This is a genomic window from Coprobacillus cateniformis (assembly GCF_009767585.1).
Taxonomy (GTDB): Bacteria; Bacillota_I; Bacilli_A; order Erysipelotrichales; family Coprobacillaceae; genus Coprobacillus; species Coprobacillus cateniformis.
In genome coordinates, this window is sequence record NZ_WSNW01000001.1 from 2,759,030 (window position 1) to 2,776,452 (window position 17,423).

The following is a 17,423-nucleotide window of genomic DNA, read 5'->3' on the forward strand; positions in this document are numbered from 1 at the left end:
TATGAATCAAAGATTTGAAGAAGCCAAAACAATTTATAAAAAATTAGGTATTGATGTAGATGAAGCATTAAAACAATTACAAACATTTCCTGTCTCTATGCATTGTTGGCAAGGTGATGACGTTGTGGGATTTGATGGAGCAGGAGCTTTGTCTGGTGGGATTCAAACAACAGGAAATTATCCAGGGAAAGCAAGAAATTATCAGGAGTTAATGAATGATATTGATGAAGTTTTAAAATTAGTACCAGGAACAAAACGTATTAATCTTCATGCATCTTATGCCATCTTTGAAGAGGGGGAAAAGGTTGATAGAAATGCAATTGAACCTCGTCACTTTGCAAAATGGGTTGAATTTGCAAAGGCAAGAAATTTAGGATTGGATTTCAATCCAACGATTTTCTCTCACCCTCTTGCTGAAGGATTAACACTTTCTTCGCCTGATCAAAAGATAAGAGAGTTTTGGATTGAACACTGTCAGGCATGTATTCGTATTAGTGAATATTTTGCTGATGAATTAGGAACACCTTGCTTAATGAATATTTGGATTCCTGATGGTCTTAAGGATATTCCTGGTGATCGTTTGACACCAAGAAAAAGATTTATGGAATCTTTAAATGAGATACTTTCTATCAATTATGATAAAAATAAGGTTCTTGTGTGTTTAGAATCAAAAGTCTTTGGAATTGGAATGGAATCATATACAGTTGGTTCAAGTGAATTTACAATGAATTATGCCAAAACAAGAGATATTTTACCATTGATGGATAATGGTCATTATCATCCTACAGAAGTTGTTTCAGATAAATTATCGGCTATGTTATTATTCCATGATAAAGTTGCATTGCATGTGACAAGACCCGTTCGCTGGGATAGTGATCATGTTGTTTTATTTGATGATGAAACAAAAGAAATTGCGAAAGAAATTGTCAGAAATAATGCAATGGATAGAGTTTTGGTTGGTTTGGATTTCTTTGATGCAAGTATCAATAGAGTAGCAGCGTGGACAGTTGGTATGAGAAATATGCAAAAAGCGATGTTATATGCTTTGCTTCAGCCTTATGAAATGTTAAAAGAAGCTCAAGATCAAGGTGACTTTACACAAATCATGGTTATCAATGAAGAATTGAAAACCTATCCATTCAATGATATTTGGGATTATTATTGTGAAATCAATCAGGTTCCAGTAAGAGAAATTTGGTATGATGAAGTGAAAAAATATGAAACAGAAGTTTTAACAAAGCGAGGATAATCGAATGAATATATTAGAACAAGAATTTATCAAAGGATTTATCAGAATGTGTAGTGATGGGTTTGCGCAAGGATGGCATGAACGTAATGGCGGCAATTTAACATATCGTATGAAAGATGAAGAAGTGAAGTATGTTCAATCCGTGTTTTCTTATCACCGTAGCTGGGAAGATATAGGAACAGAAGTTCCTGAACTTGCGAACGAATATTTCTTAGCCACAGGTTCTGGAAAATATTTTAGAAATGTAGAGTTAGATCCTGAAGCGAATATAGGCATTGTTGAAATTGATAAAACAGGAACAAAGTATCGTGTTGTTTGGGGACTGATTCATGAGGCAGTTCCAACCAGTGAATTACCAACACATTTGATGAACCACGCTATTAAGAAGATGGTTACTGATAATCAGCATCGTGTCATTTATCATTGTCATTCAACGAATGTCATTGCATTAACATTTGTTTTACCGCTCAAAGATGAAATCTTTACAAGAGAGTTATGGGAAATGGCAACAGAATGTCCAGTTGTATTTCCAGCAGGTGTAGGTGTTGTGCCTTGGATGGTACCGGGTGGTAGAGAGATTGCTGTTGCAACAAGTAAGTTAATGAAAGATTATGATGTGGCAATCTGGGCACATCATGGAATATTCTGTTCAGGTTCGGATTTTGATACCACATTTGGTCTTGCACATACTGTAGAAAAATCAGCTGAGATATTGGTGAAAATGTTATCAATGTCACCAAAGAAATTACAAACTATTCAAACAGATGAATTGAGGTCTTTGGCAGATGCTTTTCATGTGACGTTACCTGAAAAATTTTTGTATGAGAAATAAATAATATTTGAAAGTGTTCTTTTTTCCTCCCCAAATGAAGAGACTTATAAAATGAAAGACAAAAATATTCAGTGTAAAGGAATTTATGACTGAAAAATAGGTGACTCAGAATAATCAAAAGAAATCAGTAGATACTTGTATTGTCATCAGTATTATGCTAAAATACTATTGATGAAACTATAGTTTTGAAACATAGAGTTCAAAACGAAAAGCCAAGGGTCTAATCCAATACCCCTTGGCTTTTCTTCTAGGCTTGTCATCAGTCATGTCTATTATCAAGCCATTTGCAAAGAAAGTAAACGACTAACCCTGCTGTGATAGAGACAATGAATTAAACTATAGTTTCAATTAACATAAAGTTCACCTCCTTTCAAAGGGAGGAACTGATAACACTTCTATTGTATCATGAAACAAGAGGTTATGCGTCTCAATTTTATCTCATGTTTTTCTCAAAAAAAAGACCATTAGGTCTTAAAAATAACAATGAATTCCTTTCTCTAAAAAGACTTTCTGGTAATCTTTTAAGTCTTCTGGATGAAAGGCTTTTTTATTTTTATATAAATAATCTCGATTTAACATTTCATATTTTCTTTCACCAAATTGATGAAAAGGTAATAACTGAACTTTTTGAATACCCATATTTAAAAATAAATTGGCTATGCCTTCAGCATCAGTTAAGCTATCATTAAAATCTGGGATAACTGGGATACGAGGTAAAACATTGATTTGATTTTCAATAGCCCATTTGAGATTAGAAAGAATCAGCTTGTTATGCACAGCAGTGCCCTGAAAATGTTTTTCACTATCATAATGTTTAACATCAAAGAGAAGTAAATCAAATAAGGGAGCAAGTTCTTGAAATATGTCAGATTGGATATAACCAGTTGTTTCAATTGCAACATGAATATTATGTTTTTTTAATTCAGTTATCAAGGCTTTGACAAACACTGGCTGACTCATTCCTTCACCGCCAGAAATTGTGACACCACCATCTGATTCTTCATAGAAATCTTGATCTTGCAAACAGACTCTGACAACTTCATCAACATCTTTGTACTCGCCTTCATGTGATAATGCTTGCTGATAGCAGTTGTGAACACATTGTAAGCAACCAACACATTTATTAAAATGAATATGAATATGATTGTTTTTATTTTCAATCGCTTTTTGAGGACAAGAATTCACACAGTTCAGACAATGTACGCATTTTTGTTCATCATATAAGATCTGTACTTTTTCTAATTGTGATTCAGGGTTAGAGCACCATAGGCATTGTAAAGGACAACCCTTTAGAAAGACAGTTGTTCGAATACCAGGACCATCGTGAATACTAAATTTTTGAATATTAAAAATATTACCTTTTACCATATCTCTTCTCCTCCATTGTCTTTATATTATCATATGTTTATAAAATAGTAAATATAATATTTCAAATGAAAGTTAATATAATTAGAAATGAAATATGAATTGACATTGTATAAAACTATTGTTATTATATATTTGAAAATGAAATGATGTTAAGTTTCAAATGAAATAAAGTGGAGGAAAACTATGAAAAATGTTGAGCATTTTGGTGACTTGACACCAAGAATGAATGATTTTAGAGAGAAAGTTTTAGAGAAGAAGCCTTATATTTGTGCTGAAAGAGCCTTATTGGTTACTGAAACTTATAAGGAACATCAAAATCAGCCAGCTGTAATGAAACGTGCATTGATGTTAAAGAATATCTTAGAAAAGATGTCTATCTATATTGAGGATGAAACATTGATTGTTGGAAATCAGGCATCTTCAAATAAAGATGCACCAATCTTCCCAGAATATACATTAGAATTTGTTATTAATGAATTAGATAAATTTGAAAAACGTGATGGTGATGTTTTCTATATTACTGAGGAAACTAAAGAAGCATTACGTTCTATTGCTCCATTTTGGGAAAATAATAATTTAAGAGCTAGAGGTGATGCTTTACTTCCTGATGAAGTTAAGGATATTATGTCAACTGGTTTATTAGGCATGGAAGGGAAATTAAATTCTGGTGATGCTCATTTGGCTGTTGATTACCAAACCGTTTTACAAATCGGTTTAAAAGGTTATGAAGAAAGAGTTAAAAAACTAAAATCTGAATTAGATTTATGCAAACCTGAAAGTATTGATAAATATGTTTTTTACAAGGCTGTACTGACTGTCATTGAAGCTGTGAAAACATATGCTCATAGGTTTAGTGTATTGGCAAAAGAATTGGCCAAAAAGGCAGAAAGATCTAGGAAAGATGAATTGTTAGAAATTTCTAGAATCTGTAATAAGGTCCCTTATGAACCAGCTGAAACATTCTATGAAGCGATTCAATCTACATGGTTTATTCAATTGATTTTACAGATTGAGTCTAATGGTCATTCATTATCTTATGGACGATTTGATCAATATGTTTATCCTTATTTACAACATGATTTAGATCAAGGAATAATCACTGAAGATATGGCAGTAGAATTATTAACAAATTTATGGATTAAGACATTAACTATTAATAAGGTTCGTTCTCAGGCACATACTTTTAGTAGTGCTGGAAGCCCAATGTATCAAAATGTAACAATTGGTGGTCAAACATCTGATAAGAAATGTGCAGTTAATAAGTTATCCTATCTCGTTTTGAAATCAGTTGCCCAGACTAGACTCCCTCAACCAAATTTAACAGTTAGATACTATAATGGAATGCCAAAAGAATTCTTAGATGAAGCAGTTGAAGTCATGAAACTAGGAACAGGAATGCCAGCATTTAATAATGATGAAATTATTATTCCTTCATTTATGAATTTAGGGGTTAAAGAAGAAGATGCATATAATTATTCAGCTATTGGATGTGTTGAAACAGCTGTACCTGGAAAATGGGGATATCGCTGTACAGGTATGTCATATTTGAATTTTCCTAGAATTTTACTTTGTGTGATGAATGATGGAGTGGACTTAACAACAGGAAAGAGATTTGTTGAAGGCAGTGGACATTTTAAAGATATGAAATCTTTTGAAGAATTACAGGCAGCTTGGGATAAAGCGATTAGAGAATTGACAAGAGTTTCTGTTATTGTTGAAAATGCTGTCGATATTGCTGGAGAAAGAGAAATTCCAGATATCTTATGTTCAGCTTTAACACAGGACTGCATTGGTCGAGGAAAGACAATTAAAGAAGGTGGCGCAATCTATGATTTTATTTCTGGTTTACAGATTGGAATTGCTAATATGGCAGATAGTTTGGCAGCTATCAAGAAATTGGTCTATGAAGAAAAGAAAATTACACCTGAACAGTTATGGAATGCTCTGCAAAATGACTTTGAAGGTGTTGAAAATGAAAAAATTCAAAAGATGTTAATCAATGATGTTCCTAAATATGGAAACGATGATGATTATGTTGATCAATTGGTTGTTGATGCTTATAACTCATATATAGAAGAAATGAAAAAATATCCAAATACAAGATATCAAAGAGGACCTATTGGTGGTATTCGCTATGCTGGGACATCTTCGATTTCAGCAAATGTTGGACAAGGGTTAGGCACAATGGCAACACCAGATGGTCGTAAGGCCCATACTCCACTTGCTGAAGGTTGTTCACCTGCTCATGCAATGGACAAGTGTGGACCAACCGCTGTCTTTAAGTCTGTTTCAAAACTACCAACTCATGAAATTACTGGAGGGGTATTACTCAATCAGAAGGTGACACCAACAATGCTTTCAACTGAAGAAAATAAAATGAAATTAGAGATGATGATAAAAACATTCTTTAATAGATTACACGGATATCATGTTCAATATAATGTCGTTGATAGAGAAACATTATTAGATGCTCAGGCACATCCAGAAAAACATCGTGATTTAATTGTCCGTGTTGCTGGATACTCAGCATTCTTTAACGTTTTATCAAAAGCAACACAAGATGATATTATTGAAAGAACTGAACAAACTTTATAAGAGGAGATAAGAGAAATGGAATTTATTATTGATACAGTTGATTTAGAAGAAATTAAGGATGCAGTAGAACATATGCCAATTGTGGGAGTAACAAGTAATCCCTCAATTGTCAAAAGAACAAGCCCAGCAAAGTTCTTTGATCATATGAGAGAGATTAGAAATATCATCGGAAAAGAGAGAAGTTTACACGTACAAGTGATTTCTAAGGATTGTGAGACAATTGTCAAAGAAGCTCATCGTATTTTAGAAGAAATTGATAATCAGGTTTATATCAAGGTTCCAGTTTCATATGAAGGAGTCAAAGCCATCAAGATTTTAAAGTCAGAAGGCATCAATGTCACAGCGACAGCAGTCTATGATTTGATGCAGGCTTATATGGCACTAGCAGCAGGAGCGGATTATATTGCGCCTTATGTGAATCGTATAGGGAACTTAGGAAGTGATCCAATGGAACTGATCAATGAATTATCAAATCGTATTGCAATGGATGGATATGACTGTAAGATTATTGCAGCCAGTTTCAAAGGCGTACAACAGGTTAGAGATTCATTCAATTATGGGGCACAGGCCATTACAGCACCAGTAGAGGTGTTAAAAGCGATATTCAAGAATCCAAACATTGAAAAAGCAGTAGATGATTTCAATAGTGACTGGTATGCAATGTATGGAGAAGGAACAGGCATTTGTGATTTATAAGATATGAAGAGAATGTTATGCGTTCTCTTTTTTTATACATAAAAAACTCCATAGATGGAGTTTTCAATATTATTCTACAGTTACAGATTTAGCTAAATTACGTGGTTTATCCACATCACAACCTTTTATACAAGCTGTATAATAAGCCATTAATTGTAAAGGTATAGCAACCAAAATAGACTGCAATGTTGGAGAAACATTTGGTAAATAATAAGTGTTTTCAACATTTTTAATCTCTTCACGATGTGTTGTCAAGAGGATAACTTTTGCTCCTCTGGCAATTGTTTCTTGAATATTACTTATTGTTTTTGCTGCAATATGTGGTTGTGTTGCGACTGCGATTACAACGGAACCTTCTTCAATTAAAGCAATTGGACCATGTTTTAATTCTCCAGCAATATAAGCATCAGCATGGACATAAGAGACTTCTTTGAGTTTTAATGCACCTTCTAAAACACTTGCATAATCTAAACTTCTTCCAATGAAATAAGCATCATGAAGATTTTCTAACATTTTTGCATAGTTTTCAAAGATAGCATGATCATTTAAAATGTTCTCAACATATTGAGGGATTGTATTTAATTGATCAATTAATTCATGATCAATATCTTTTCCAAGAACTTGAGCTATATAATAAGCGAGTAACATGAGTAAAACCAATTGAGTTGTATAAGCCTTCGTAGAAGCAACAGCAATTTCTGGACCAGCACATGTATATAAAACATAGTCAGCATCTCTAGAAATTGTACTTCCTAAGACATTAGCTATCGCAATTGTTGTTGCGCCTTTTTCTTTGGCTAAACGAAGTGCAGCTAAAGTATCGGCGGTCTCCCCAGATTGTGATACAAAAATAGCTAAAGTATGCTCATCAATAAGTGGATCATTATATCTAAATTCACTTGCTACCATAACAATGACAGGGAGTTTTGTGGTTCTTTCTAAAACTTGAGAACCACATAGCGTTGCATGATAAGCTGTTCCGCAAGCCACAAAGTAAACTTTATTATAGTTAATGAAATCAATCTCCTGTAGTTCATCAAGAACAATTTTATCTTTAACAATACGCCCTCTTAATGTTTCTTGAATCACATGTGGTTGTTCATAGATTTCTTTTAACATAAAAGTATCATAACCATCTTTTTGAGCAGCTTCTAAATCATAAGGAATTGTGACTAATTCTTTTGTTATGGGATTTCCATCATGATTATAAAATTCGATATGTTCATTTTCTAAAATAGCCATTTCATAATCATTTAAGAAATAAACATCTTTTGTATATTCCAATAAAGCTGGAATATCACTTGCAGCTACATAGGCTCCATCTGCTTTTCCAATAATTAATGGACTATCTTTTTTGGCTACAATGATTTTATCAGGTTCTAATGTTGAAACAATACATAAGGCATAACTACCATCAATCCTTTTTAAAACTTTCTTTGTGGCTTCAAAAAGATTTCCCTCAAAGTATTCATCTAATAAATGAACAACAACTTCACTATCAGTTTCTGATTGAAACTGATATCCTTTTTTGATTAGTTCTTCTTTTAATTCACGATAGTTTTCAATAATACCATTATGAACTAAAGAAATTGTTTCATCATCATTTGTATGAGGATGAGAATTTAAATTTGAAGGAATTCCATGAGTTGCCCATCTTGTATGACCAATTCCAACATGTCCTTCCAAGTGATAATCTTGAAGCTTATCTTCAAGATTTTTTAATCGTCCCTTACATTTAATCGTTTTTAAACCTTCATTTTCAAGAATTGTTATGCCAGCACTATCATATCCTCGATACTCAAGTTTAGACAATCCTTGCATTAAAAAGGGTAAAGCAAAACCATTACCGCAATACGCTGTAATTCCACACATAAAAACATACCTCCATTAGATTTTTTTATTATTGAATGAAGTTATGCTTGATGATATTTGTTTAATGATTACTCATTATTTTTGCTCATCGTTTAGGTAGCATCATACCTCCAGATCATCCGCCGAATCTTTCGATAAATCTGGTCCTCGTCAACTCCTAAGAGTCCTGGCGCTATTTTCTTTCATCCTTCTTCAATAACGTAATTCATTATACATGAATCTTTTTTTTATAGTTTTCAAATTGTGAAAACAATATGACACTATATGACTATTTTATGTGATATTAGGAATAATTGTGATATTTTCTATCGAAAATAAGTCAGATTTCCTACGTTTTACATAGATTTTAAAAATTTTTTAAAAAAGTTTGTTTAAAAAGAAGAAAAATGAGAAAAAATTTTGAATATATAAGTAGGAGGGTTATTATGAGTATAGAAACAAATTTAATGGAAATGAATAAATCACTCAAGAAACTAAAAGAATCTGGTGTCTATGATGTAGAAAAGTATAGCTATGCTTTATTGCATCAAACCAATCAATTAGAATATTTCTATTGTCATCTTGTAAAAGATGGAGATTGTGATCAAACTTATTATCATGTTCATAAAAGACCACATATCCATGAACTGGCATATTTCAATATTGGACGAGGGTTTCCTAAAGAATTAATGGATGGACATTGGTGCTATGTTTTAAAGGATATGGGATATAAGATGTTAGTTCTTCCCTGTACATCTATTAAAGAGGATTCAACACCAGCTAATCCTTCATTTGAGAAGGATATTACAATAAAAACAGACAAACATATAACGTATTGCCGTATTCAATTAAGTGATATTCGTTCCATAGATATTCAAAGGTTAGATTTAAGAAAACCATTTTATCATGTTTTAACTGATCAACAAGAAATTTTAGAGTTTGTAGAAAAAAATCTATTTGATAAGTAATTCTCTTTCATGTATGATTAGGTCATATATGTGGGGGAATTATAGATGGAAGAGTTTTTATGTGGATGTAAAAAGGGGATACCAATAGCATTGGGCTATTTTCCAGTTTCTTTTTCATTTGGTGTACTGGTTGTTTCAAGTGGCTTGCCACTAGGTTTAGCAACATTGATTTCGATGACCAATTTAACATCATCTGGACAATTTGCAGGTGTTTCTTTAATGCTGACAAATGCATCTTATATTGAGATGGCGTTAACATTGTTAATGATTAATGCTAGATATTTCTTAATGTCATTATCTTTGAGTCAAAAAATCGATCAGAAAATGAGTACTTTGCAAAGAATGATTATTTCGTTTGGTATTACTGATGAAACTTTTAGTTTAGCTTCTTTACAGCATGGAAATTTAACTTTTCGTTTTATGTCTGGATTTATTTTATTGCCTATTATTGGATGGACATGTGGAGCATTTGCTGGTGAGGTATTAATGAATTTTTTACCAGTTGCATTACAAAATGCAATGGGAATTGCTTTGTATGGAATGTTTTTAGCTATTATTGTTCCACCAGCAACGAAGTCACGCAAAATATTAGAAGTTGTTTTTATAAGTGCTGTTATGTCTGTTATTTTCTTTTATGGTCAGATGTTTGATCATTTATCGAGTGGTTTTAAATTGATTATTGCAACATTAAGTGGTGCAATTTATGGTGCATGGCGTTATCCTCTTGAGGAGGATAGTGTATGAGTGAATACATATTTATAAGTGTTGCAATTATGGCTATCTTTACATATTTGCCAAGAATGTTACCATTAACACTCTTTAGGAAAGAAATAACATCACCATTTTTAAAATCATTGTTATATTATGTGCCTTATGCAGTTTTATCCGCTTTAACGTTTCCAAGTATTATTTATGCAACAGCAAATATATATAGTGCAATTGGAGGGTGTTTTGTTGCGATGTATTTTGCTTATAAGGAAAAAGGGTTGGTATTTGTTGCTATAGCAGCAATGTTAACAAGTTATGTAATGAGTTTTATTTGTTAAGGGAACAAGAGAAATCTTGTTCCTTTTCTTATCAGAGAAAGGAGACAAAAATAATGCTAATCAAGAATCGTTCCCCAACTATTTTAATATGAGTTGTGACTTTTGTTTGAGACATGAATAGAATATGATAAAATGATATTGATCTAAAGGGTGGGATATTATGAAAAATGTATTGAAAAGACATCGCTCAAAAATCATGATTATTTTATTGAGTAGTATTTTATTAGGATGTTCTCAAGAAAAGATGATATTAAAGAAAGAAAAGTTTGTTGTAGAATATGGACAATCTATTTCTACAAAAGTAAGTGATTATTTAGATAATAAAGATAACTTTTTAAAAGATGTCAAAATGACTGTTGATGGCCAAAATGAAGAAGGAAAAACTTATTTGTCTATAGGTCAATATAAGGTATCTTTTACACGTAATCAAAAAACTGTTGAAACTACAGTAGAAATTGTAGATACAACAGCACCAGAGTTTAAGGATTTAAAAGAAAGTTATAAAGTAAACCTTAATGGTAAGTTAGATATAACTCAATTAAAAGTCACTGATTTGTCTAAAGTCACTCTTTCTATTGATGATAGTAAAGTGAATTATAGCAAAAGTGGAATTTACACAGCTAATGTAATTGCTAAGGATGAAAGTGGAAATGAAACGAGGAAAGATATTAAGATTGTAGTTGAAGAAAAGAAAAAAGATCCTGGATCTTCTTCTCAGTCTTCTCAATCAAATAATTCAAGTAAAGGTTCATCTAGTAAGAATAAGAGTAAATCAAATTCAAGTAGTTCATCGAGTTCGAAAATAGATGAATCACAACCTGACAAAAAAAATTCTATTATCGTAACACCTGATTCAGATAGTTATCAAGAATTTAATAACGGTAATAATTATGGATGGGGTGGGAGCTTTGAGTGGCCTGATGAATGGGAATAGAATTGATAAAATATTGAAGAGTATATTGATACTCTTTTTTTAATGAAAAGGAGAAATGAATATTGAACAAGTTAAGCAAATTATTTAAAATGATACTATCAATCATAATAATAGTATCATTTTCGTTAGTCTCAATTGGAAATGTATCTGCAAATAATATTTCTAATAGCAATGATTATCCAAAACAAGATAAAATCGAATATAATGGAAAAATAACATATGGTAGTAATATTGTAGGAGATTTTACTATTAATGGAAAACAAGCATTTTGTATGGAACACCCAAAAAGCACACCACCAACAGGTACAAAGATTACAGTTTCCATTTATGATAATGCTGATATTAGGAAGGTATTGTATTATGGATGGGGTGGTCCAGAACAATGGAGTGGTTTTGAAAATAGAGCACATGGTATAGTAGTCACATCACTTGCTTTGAGTTATTACTACTATGGAGATAATTCTTCATTCAAAACTATTAAGAATTTTATGGAATTTATAGAAAAAAATAAGGTTCCATCGTTTGAATTAGAATTTTCTAAATCTAATGTCCTTGCATTCAGAGATGGAAATATTCAAAAAACGGAATCTATTACTTTGAAAAGTGGTAGCGATATTTTTGGTATAACTATAAATTTACCAGATGAAGTAACTTATGTTAATGAAGGAAATGGAAACAGACAAACAGGTGGAAGTTTAACAATTAAAGGTAAAACAAAATTTCATTTTGAAGCTCCTTTGAATGTGGAATTAGATAAATGGAATACTGGAGAACAAACAAAAAGTTATAACTTTAGTCCGATATTAGCAAAAGCAGGAGGTAGTTATCAATCTACAGGATATGGTGAATATGTTGAAGATCCATCTAAAACAACTTCTCTTACTGTGGACTGGCTACAATTAGCAAGTTTAGAGTTAACCAAGACTGATGTTTATGGAAATCTAATTAATGGAGCAGTTTTTAGGTTATGGAATAATGGAGATTATGATAAGGAGGTAACTGTAACGAATGGTAAAATCAAGGTGGATAACTTAACAACAGGCATATATTATTTACAAGAGAAAACAGCACCACAAGGATTTTTAGTAGATGATACGATTTATACAATAACATTGAATGCTGGGGATAGTGCAAGTCAAACGGTAAGTAATAAAGAACCCACAGGGAAAATAACTGTAGTAAAGGAAAGTGAGAATAAAGATAGAATTATTGGTGCTAAATTTAATGTTGTGGCGGATGGGGAGATAATATCAGCTGCTGGTAAAGTTTTATATAATAATGGAGATGTTGTTGATACTTTAACGACTGATAAACAAGGAACAGCAGTAACAAAGAATCTTCCTTTAGGAAATTATATTGTTTATGAGACGCAAGCTCCAACTGGATATTTATTAAATACAGAGCGTTATCAAGTTTCATTGAGGTATGACAATCAAACAACTCCTGTCATTACAAGTTCAACGACCATTGAAGATAAAGAACCCTTAGGAAGTATTCATTTAGAAAAAGAAATAGAGAGTACTATTACAGATCACCAACTTGGTGATGCTTTTTTATCTCAAGTAGAATTTGGATTATATGCTCGAGAAAAGATTACAAATGTCTCTGGAACAAAAGTTTTTTATAGTCAAGATGAACTTGTTTCAAAGAAAATAACAGATGAGAATGGGCATATAGAATGGACAGATTTACCAATGGGAAATTATTATATTAAAGAATTACAGACAAATCCTTCAATGATATTAAATCCTGATATTATATATGTTTCTCTTCATTACCAGAACCAAACAACGTCACATGTTACTGTGAAAACAAAAACGAGTAATACAATAGCAAGTCAACGGATACAAATTTTTAAAGAAGGAATCAAAGATGGTGAAGCAGGTACCGTGCCAGGACTTGCAGGCGCTGAGTTCACTTTTGTTTTAAATAGTGAATATGAGAAAGTTGGATTTGATAAGGCTCATAAGTATTTTGTTGGAACAACAGATACAAATGGATATCTAACAACTTCTTTATTACCATATGGAACTTATCGTGTTAAAGAAACCAAAACTCCTGAGGGATATTATGGAGCAAGTGATTTTCTAATAACAATTGAAAAAGATGCCTCGCTATATGAGATAGGATATCAAATTAAAAAAGTAACTGTAAATAACGTTCCTTTTGAATCATTGTTAAAAGTTGTGAAGAAAGATAAGGAAACAGGTAAAACAGTTCTTTTGAAAGGAGCAACTTTCAAAGTTAAAAATGTGGATACAAATGAATATGTATCTTATATTGATTGGTCGTTGTTTCCACAAATTATTGTTAATCAATGGACAACACATGATGATGGGACGATAACATTGAATACGAAATTGAAAATAGGACATTATCAATTAGAGGAAATTGAGGCACCTGATGGGTACGTTCTTACAAAAGAACCTATTCCTTTTGAAATCACTATGGATCATTATGAGATATCCAGTGACCAAGTTACACCTATTACAGTTGTTCAATTGGTTGACCAATCTGTAAAGGGCAAGGTAACTATTGAGAAAAAAGGTGAAGTTTTAACAGATTATAAAGATGGGAAATTTATTTATGAGGAAAGAGGATTAGCTCACGCAAAGTTTGGGATTTATGCTAAAAGTGATATCCTTGATCCAAGTCACGATGGGATAGTTCTGTATAAGCAAGGTGAACTTATTGAAACATTAGAAACAACAGAAGGAGGAAAAATAACATCTCATGAACTTCCTTTGGGAGATTATGAATGTAAAGAATTAGAAGCACCATATGGGTATGTCTTGAACTCAGAAGTCAAGACTTTTTCTTTGTCATATAAAGGACAGAGTGTTGATATTGTGTACGAAGATATAGGCATTACTAATGAGCGACAAAAGATTGTTGTGGAGGTTAGCAAGAAGGATGAAGAAACAAAGAAGTATTTAAGTGGGGCTGAGATATCATTATTTGCCAATAGAGATATTTATAATTATGATGGAGATGTTATTGTTGAAGCAGGAACACTCTTAGAGACTATTGTTTCTCGTCAAGATGGAAAGGTTTCTTTTCAATCAGATTTACCATTAGATTTAACTCCTGAATATGCAATTATGCCACTGTCAGAGCTCAATGATGAATTAGTAGGTGATACTAATTCTTTATATGTTGTTAAAGAAACGAAACAGCCAGATGGATACCTTTTAAAAAATGTTCATTATTATGTTGATGGTAAGTATACTACTGAGAAACAAGATACGCTTATATTTACATATGATTTTTTAAATCAAGTGACAAAAACACAAATAAATAAGGTTGATAGTGAAACGCTTGAAAATATCATTGGAGCAAAACTTCAGGTAATAGATAAAGAATCTCATAAAGTTATAGATGAGTGGGTGAGTGAAAAGGAAGGACATTTGGTACAAGGACTTATTGTAGGAAGAACTTATATTCTTCACGAAGTAGAAGCACCATTCGGCTATATTCTTGCTGCTGATACAGAATTTATTATTCCAGAAAGTCGAGAAATACAATCAATTACTTTTATGAATGTAAAGGCTCCAGTTATTACGTTAGGAGATGAACCAAAGGTCAATATACCTCAAAAAGATATTCCAACAGAAGATCAAACAATAATTTTCTCTTATCTTATAATGGGGATAGGAGCATGTGCTATTCTATTCATATTATTTAAAAAAGAAGATTAAGAAAAATGATTATTCTTATAAAGTGAAGATTTATGGGAGGAAATGAGATGGTTTTTCTACATACATTATTGTTAATTGATGCATGCATCTTGTGACAGCAATATAAAGAAGACTTCTATCATATTCAGTCTTATAGTTATCATGATTAACATTTAAAATAATAACTTCATCAAATTCTAATCCTTTTGACATTTGAATTGATGTAATAGAAATTCCAATTTCAAATCTTGTACTTTCTGGAGAGATTAAATTGATATTATAATCTGGTAAGAGTTGTGAGTATAGAGATTTTGCTTCACTATTTGTTCTCACAATGATTCCAAGAGATGCACGATAACTGGCTTGAAATAATTTTAGTTTCTTTTTTAACTTCAGCATTTCATCTTGCTTATTCTTACAGAATATAAGTTGTGGAGTTTCACCATGTCGTTCGACTGGTTCTAACTGATCAATATTTTGAATTTTATTTGCAAAAGTAATAATTTCATAGGTAGAGCGATAACTCTTTGTGAGTTCTACATAGATTGCATCATTATATAATGTTTGTATGTCTTCAATAGTATTGAGATGATTAGGATTTATCAATTGCTTAAAGTCACCTAAAATAGTTTTTTGACATGGGAATAATTGATTGATAACAGCAAATTGGATAGGGGTATAATCTTGCATTTCATCAATTACCAAATGTTTGATAAGTTGACTCTCTTGTAATCCTTCAAATGCTGCATGAAGATAGAGAAAGGGATATACATCTGACCATTCTAAAGTTTTTTTTGCAGGTAATACAAACATCTCAGATAAATCTAACCATTTGTAAAATTCTTTATAGAGAGCAATAGTGCTTTTCATTTTTAACATTTTGTTTAAGCCACTCAGAATTGTTCGAGGCCGCGGAACTTTATATCCCATCGTATTGCGTGATGTGAAACGATGATAAATATCATCAGCAATTAATTGTAATCGTTTTTTTATTGGGTAAGATTGATAAGCGAAAAAGCGTTCTTTTATAAAATCAGCTGGAGCTATTAATTCATCATATATATAATCCTTTGGAACAAAGAGAGTCTTAGAAATTTCAGATAAATATACATTCATTTGTTTGACAAAATATAATGTTGATTTAAAACGTGTTCTTTTTGCCCAATGTATATCTTTGGTTTCTAATGGATCTTTATCAGATTCAAATTGGATAATATCTTCTAGTTGTATTTGGGCAATATTTTCAAAGCTTAATTCATATATTGGTTCCTCCCCTAATTCTGGAAGAACAGTAGAAATATAATCACCAAAGACTTTATTAGGTGATATTATTGTTATATTTCTTGCTGATAGTTTATTTTTAAAGCGATATAGCAAAAAAGCGATACGATGGAGTGCGATTGATGTTTTTCCTGATCCAGCGACACCTTGTATAATAATTGTGTTGTTTTTTTCATTTCGAATAATTTGGTTTTGTTTTTTTTGAATTGTAGAAATAATTGATTTCATTTTCTCACTTGAAGTATCAGATAGAACACGTTGTAAAACATCATCTTGGATGTTTATAGAACTTTCTAATGCGTATTCTAAAATACCATTCTTTATCTTAAACTGTCGCTTAAGTGTTAAGGCGCCTTCAATTTGGCCTATAGGAGCATCATACTTTGCAGGTCCAGTTTCATAATCATAGAACATACTAGCAATTGGGGAACGCCAATCATAGATCAAAAGTTCATTTTCATGAAGAAAAGAAAAGCGACCTATGTAGATTTTTTCGATTAATTGTTCATCCTTTTCTTGAAAGTCAATTCGAGCAAAGTAGGGAGATTCTTTTATTTTCATGAGTTTATCCCATACTTCAACAGCAAATGCTCCTGTTCTATCAATTTGTTTAAGGGCTAATTCATTTTGAAACATTTCGTGTGGATCAAGTTCCCCACGATAATCTGTCATATACTTTTTTGAATTTATATATTCATAATTGACTCTTTCAACTCTTGAATTTGTTTCGGCTATGGATAAATCTAATTTTTTATTAATAGTTTCTAAGTGAATAATTTCATCTGGAAATGGTATCGTTTGTTTATGTTGATTATTTTGTGTATTCATGATATTTTTCTCCTTTAATAGAATAAGATAGTGTTAAGAATATTTTATAGGTATAAACTATTCCATTCATTTTATCTATTATATCAATTTAAAATATC

At 31.8% G+C, this 17,423-nt stretch carries 12 protein-coding genes; 9 read left to right on the top strand and 3 right to left on the bottom strand.

The window, feature by feature from the left end:
- Window position 1: 1 nt before the first annotated feature.
- A complete protein-coding gene (locus GQF29_RS13540; protein ID WP_117598692.1) occupies window positions 2-1,249 on the top strand; it encodes an L-rhamnose isomerase in 1,248 nt (415 codons plus the stop codon).
- Window positions 1,250-1,253: 4 nt separating this feature from the next.
- The gene (gene rhaD / locus GQF29_RS13545) at window positions 1,254-2,081 is read left to right on the top strand and encodes a rhamnulose-1-phosphate aldolase (RefSeq protein WP_054325235.1); all 828 of its coding nucleotides are present in this window, start codon (window positions 1,254-1,256) and stop codon (window positions 2,079-2,081) included.
- Window positions 2,082-2,552: 471 nt separating this feature from the next.
- On the opposite strand, the gene GQF29_RS13550 is transcribed toward rhaD, so the two are convergent.
- Window positions 2,553-3,449, bottom strand: coding sequence for a glycyl-radical enzyme activating protein (locus GQF29_RS13550; protein ID WP_117598691.1), 897 nt, complete (start codon window positions 3,447-3,449; stop codon window positions 2,553-2,555).
- A 183-nt stretch (window positions 3,450-3,632) separates the two neighbouring features.
- Between GQF29_RS13550 and GQF29_RS13555 the strand changes: the two genes are divergently transcribed.
- Together GQF29_RS13555 and GQF29_RS13560 are read left to right on the top strand one after the other, a co-directional pair.
- Entirely contained in the window at window positions 3,633-6,044 is a 2,412-nt protein-coding gene (locus tag GQF29_RS13555) for a glycyl radical protein (RefSeq protein ID WP_117598690.1), read from the top strand.
- A 15-nt stretch (window positions 6,045-6,059) separates the two neighbouring features.
- On the top strand, window positions 6,060-6,740 hold the full coding sequence (locus tag GQF29_RS13560) for a fructose-6-phosphate aldolase (protein ID WP_008788088.1): 681 nt from the start codon (window positions 6,060-6,062) through the stop codon (window positions 6,738-6,740).
- A gap of 69 nt (window positions 6,741-6,809) precedes the next feature.
- On the opposite strand, the gene glmS is transcribed toward GQF29_RS13560, so the two are convergent.
- Window positions 6,810-8,612 (bottom strand): glutamine--fructose-6-phosphate transaminase (isomerizing), encoded by a 1,803-nt coding sequence (gene glmS, locus GQF29_RS13565; protein ID WP_117598689.1) that lies wholly within the window; start codon window positions 8,610-8,612, stop codon window positions 6,810-6,812.
- 425 nt (window positions 8,613-9,037) lie between these two features.
- Here glmS and GQF29_RS13570 point away from each other — a divergent pair, with 425 nt between their 5' ends.
- The 5 genes from GQF29_RS13570 (at window position 9,038) to GQF29_RS13590 (ending at window position 15,237) form a co-directional block, all read left to right on the top strand.
- Window positions 9,038-9,559 carry a hypothetical protein gene (locus GQF29_RS13570; RefSeq protein ID WP_008787929.1) on the top strand — a complete coding sequence of 174 codons (522 nt, stop codon included), beginning with the start codon at window positions 9,038-9,040 and terminating at the stop codon, window positions 9,557-9,559.
- Window positions 9,560-9,604: 45 nt separating this feature from the next.
- The gene (locus GQF29_RS13575) at window positions 9,605-10,303 is read left to right on the top strand and encodes an AzlC family ABC transporter permease (protein ID WP_008787930.1); all 699 of its coding nucleotides are present in this window, start codon (window positions 9,605-9,607) and stop codon (window positions 10,301-10,303) included.
- Entirely contained in the window at window positions 10,300-10,605 is a 306-nt protein-coding gene (locus GQF29_RS13580) for an AzlD domain-containing protein (protein WP_008787931.1), read from the top strand. Before GQF29_RS13575 ends, GQF29_RS13580 begins: the two co-directional genes overlap by 4 nt.
- Window positions 10,606-10,765: 160 nt before the next feature.
- On the top strand, window positions 10,766-11,539 hold the full coding sequence (locus tag GQF29_RS13585; RefSeq protein WP_017143845.1) for a hypothetical protein: 774 nt from the start codon (window positions 10,766-10,768) through the stop codon (window positions 11,537-11,539).
- 62 nt (window positions 11,540-11,601) lie between these two features.
- On the top strand, window positions 11,602-15,237 hold the full coding sequence (locus tag GQF29_RS13590; protein ID WP_008787933.1) for a SpaA isopeptide-forming pilin-related protein: 3,636 nt from the start codon (window positions 11,602-11,604) through the stop codon (window positions 15,235-15,237).
- Between the two features lie 30 nt (window positions 15,238-15,267).
- On the opposite strand, the gene GQF29_RS13595 is transcribed toward GQF29_RS13590, so the two are convergent.
- On the bottom strand, window positions 15,268-17,325 hold the full coding sequence (locus GQF29_RS13595) for a HelD family protein (RefSeq protein WP_017143844.1): 2,058 nt from the start codon (window positions 17,323-17,325) through the stop codon (window positions 15,268-15,270).
- Between the last annotated feature and the right edge of the window lie 98 nt (window positions 17,326-17,423).

Bases quoted from the DNA above. Each gene is read 5' to 3' on its own strand.
- glmS (WP_117598689.1), bottom strand. From the start codon at position 8,612: ATGTGTGGAATTACAGCGTATTGCGGTAATGGTTTTGCTTTACCCTTT.
- GQF29_RS13560 (WP_008788088.1), top strand. From the start codon at position 6,060: ATGGAATTTATTATTGATACAGTTGATTTAGAAGAAATTAAGGATGCA.
- GQF29_RS13585 (WP_017143845.1), top strand. From the start codon at position 10,766: ATGAAAAATGTATTGAAAAGACATCGCTCAAAAATCATGATTATTTTA.
- GQF29_RS13540 (WP_117598692.1), top strand. From the start codon at position 2: ATGAATCAAAGATTTGAAGAAGCCAAAACAATTTATAAAAAATTAGGT.
- GQF29_RS13550 (WP_117598691.1), bottom strand. From the start codon at position 3,449: ATGGTAAAAGGTAATATTTTTAATATTCAAAAATTTAGTATTCACGAT.
- rhaD (WP_054325235.1), top strand. From the start codon at position 1,254: ATGAATATATTAGAACAAGAATTTATCAAAGGATTTATCAGAATGTGT.
- GQF29_RS13575 (WP_008787930.1), top strand. From the start codon at position 9,605: ATGGAAGAGTTTTTATGTGGATGTAAAAAGGGGATACCAATAGCATTG.
- GQF29_RS13570 (WP_008787929.1), top strand. From the start codon at position 9,038: ATGAGTATAGAAACAAATTTAATGGAAATGAATAAATCACTCAAGAAA.
- GQF29_RS13555 (WP_117598690.1), top strand. From the start codon at position 3,633: ATGAAAAATGTTGAGCATTTTGGTGACTTGACACCAAGAATGAATGAT.
- GQF29_RS13595 (WP_017143844.1), bottom strand. From the start codon at position 17,325: ATGAATACACAAAATAATCAACATAAACAAACGATACCATTTCCAGAT.
- GQF29_RS13580 (WP_008787931.1), top strand. From the start codon at position 10,300: ATGAGTGAATACATATTTATAAGTGTTGCAATTATGGCTATCTTTACA.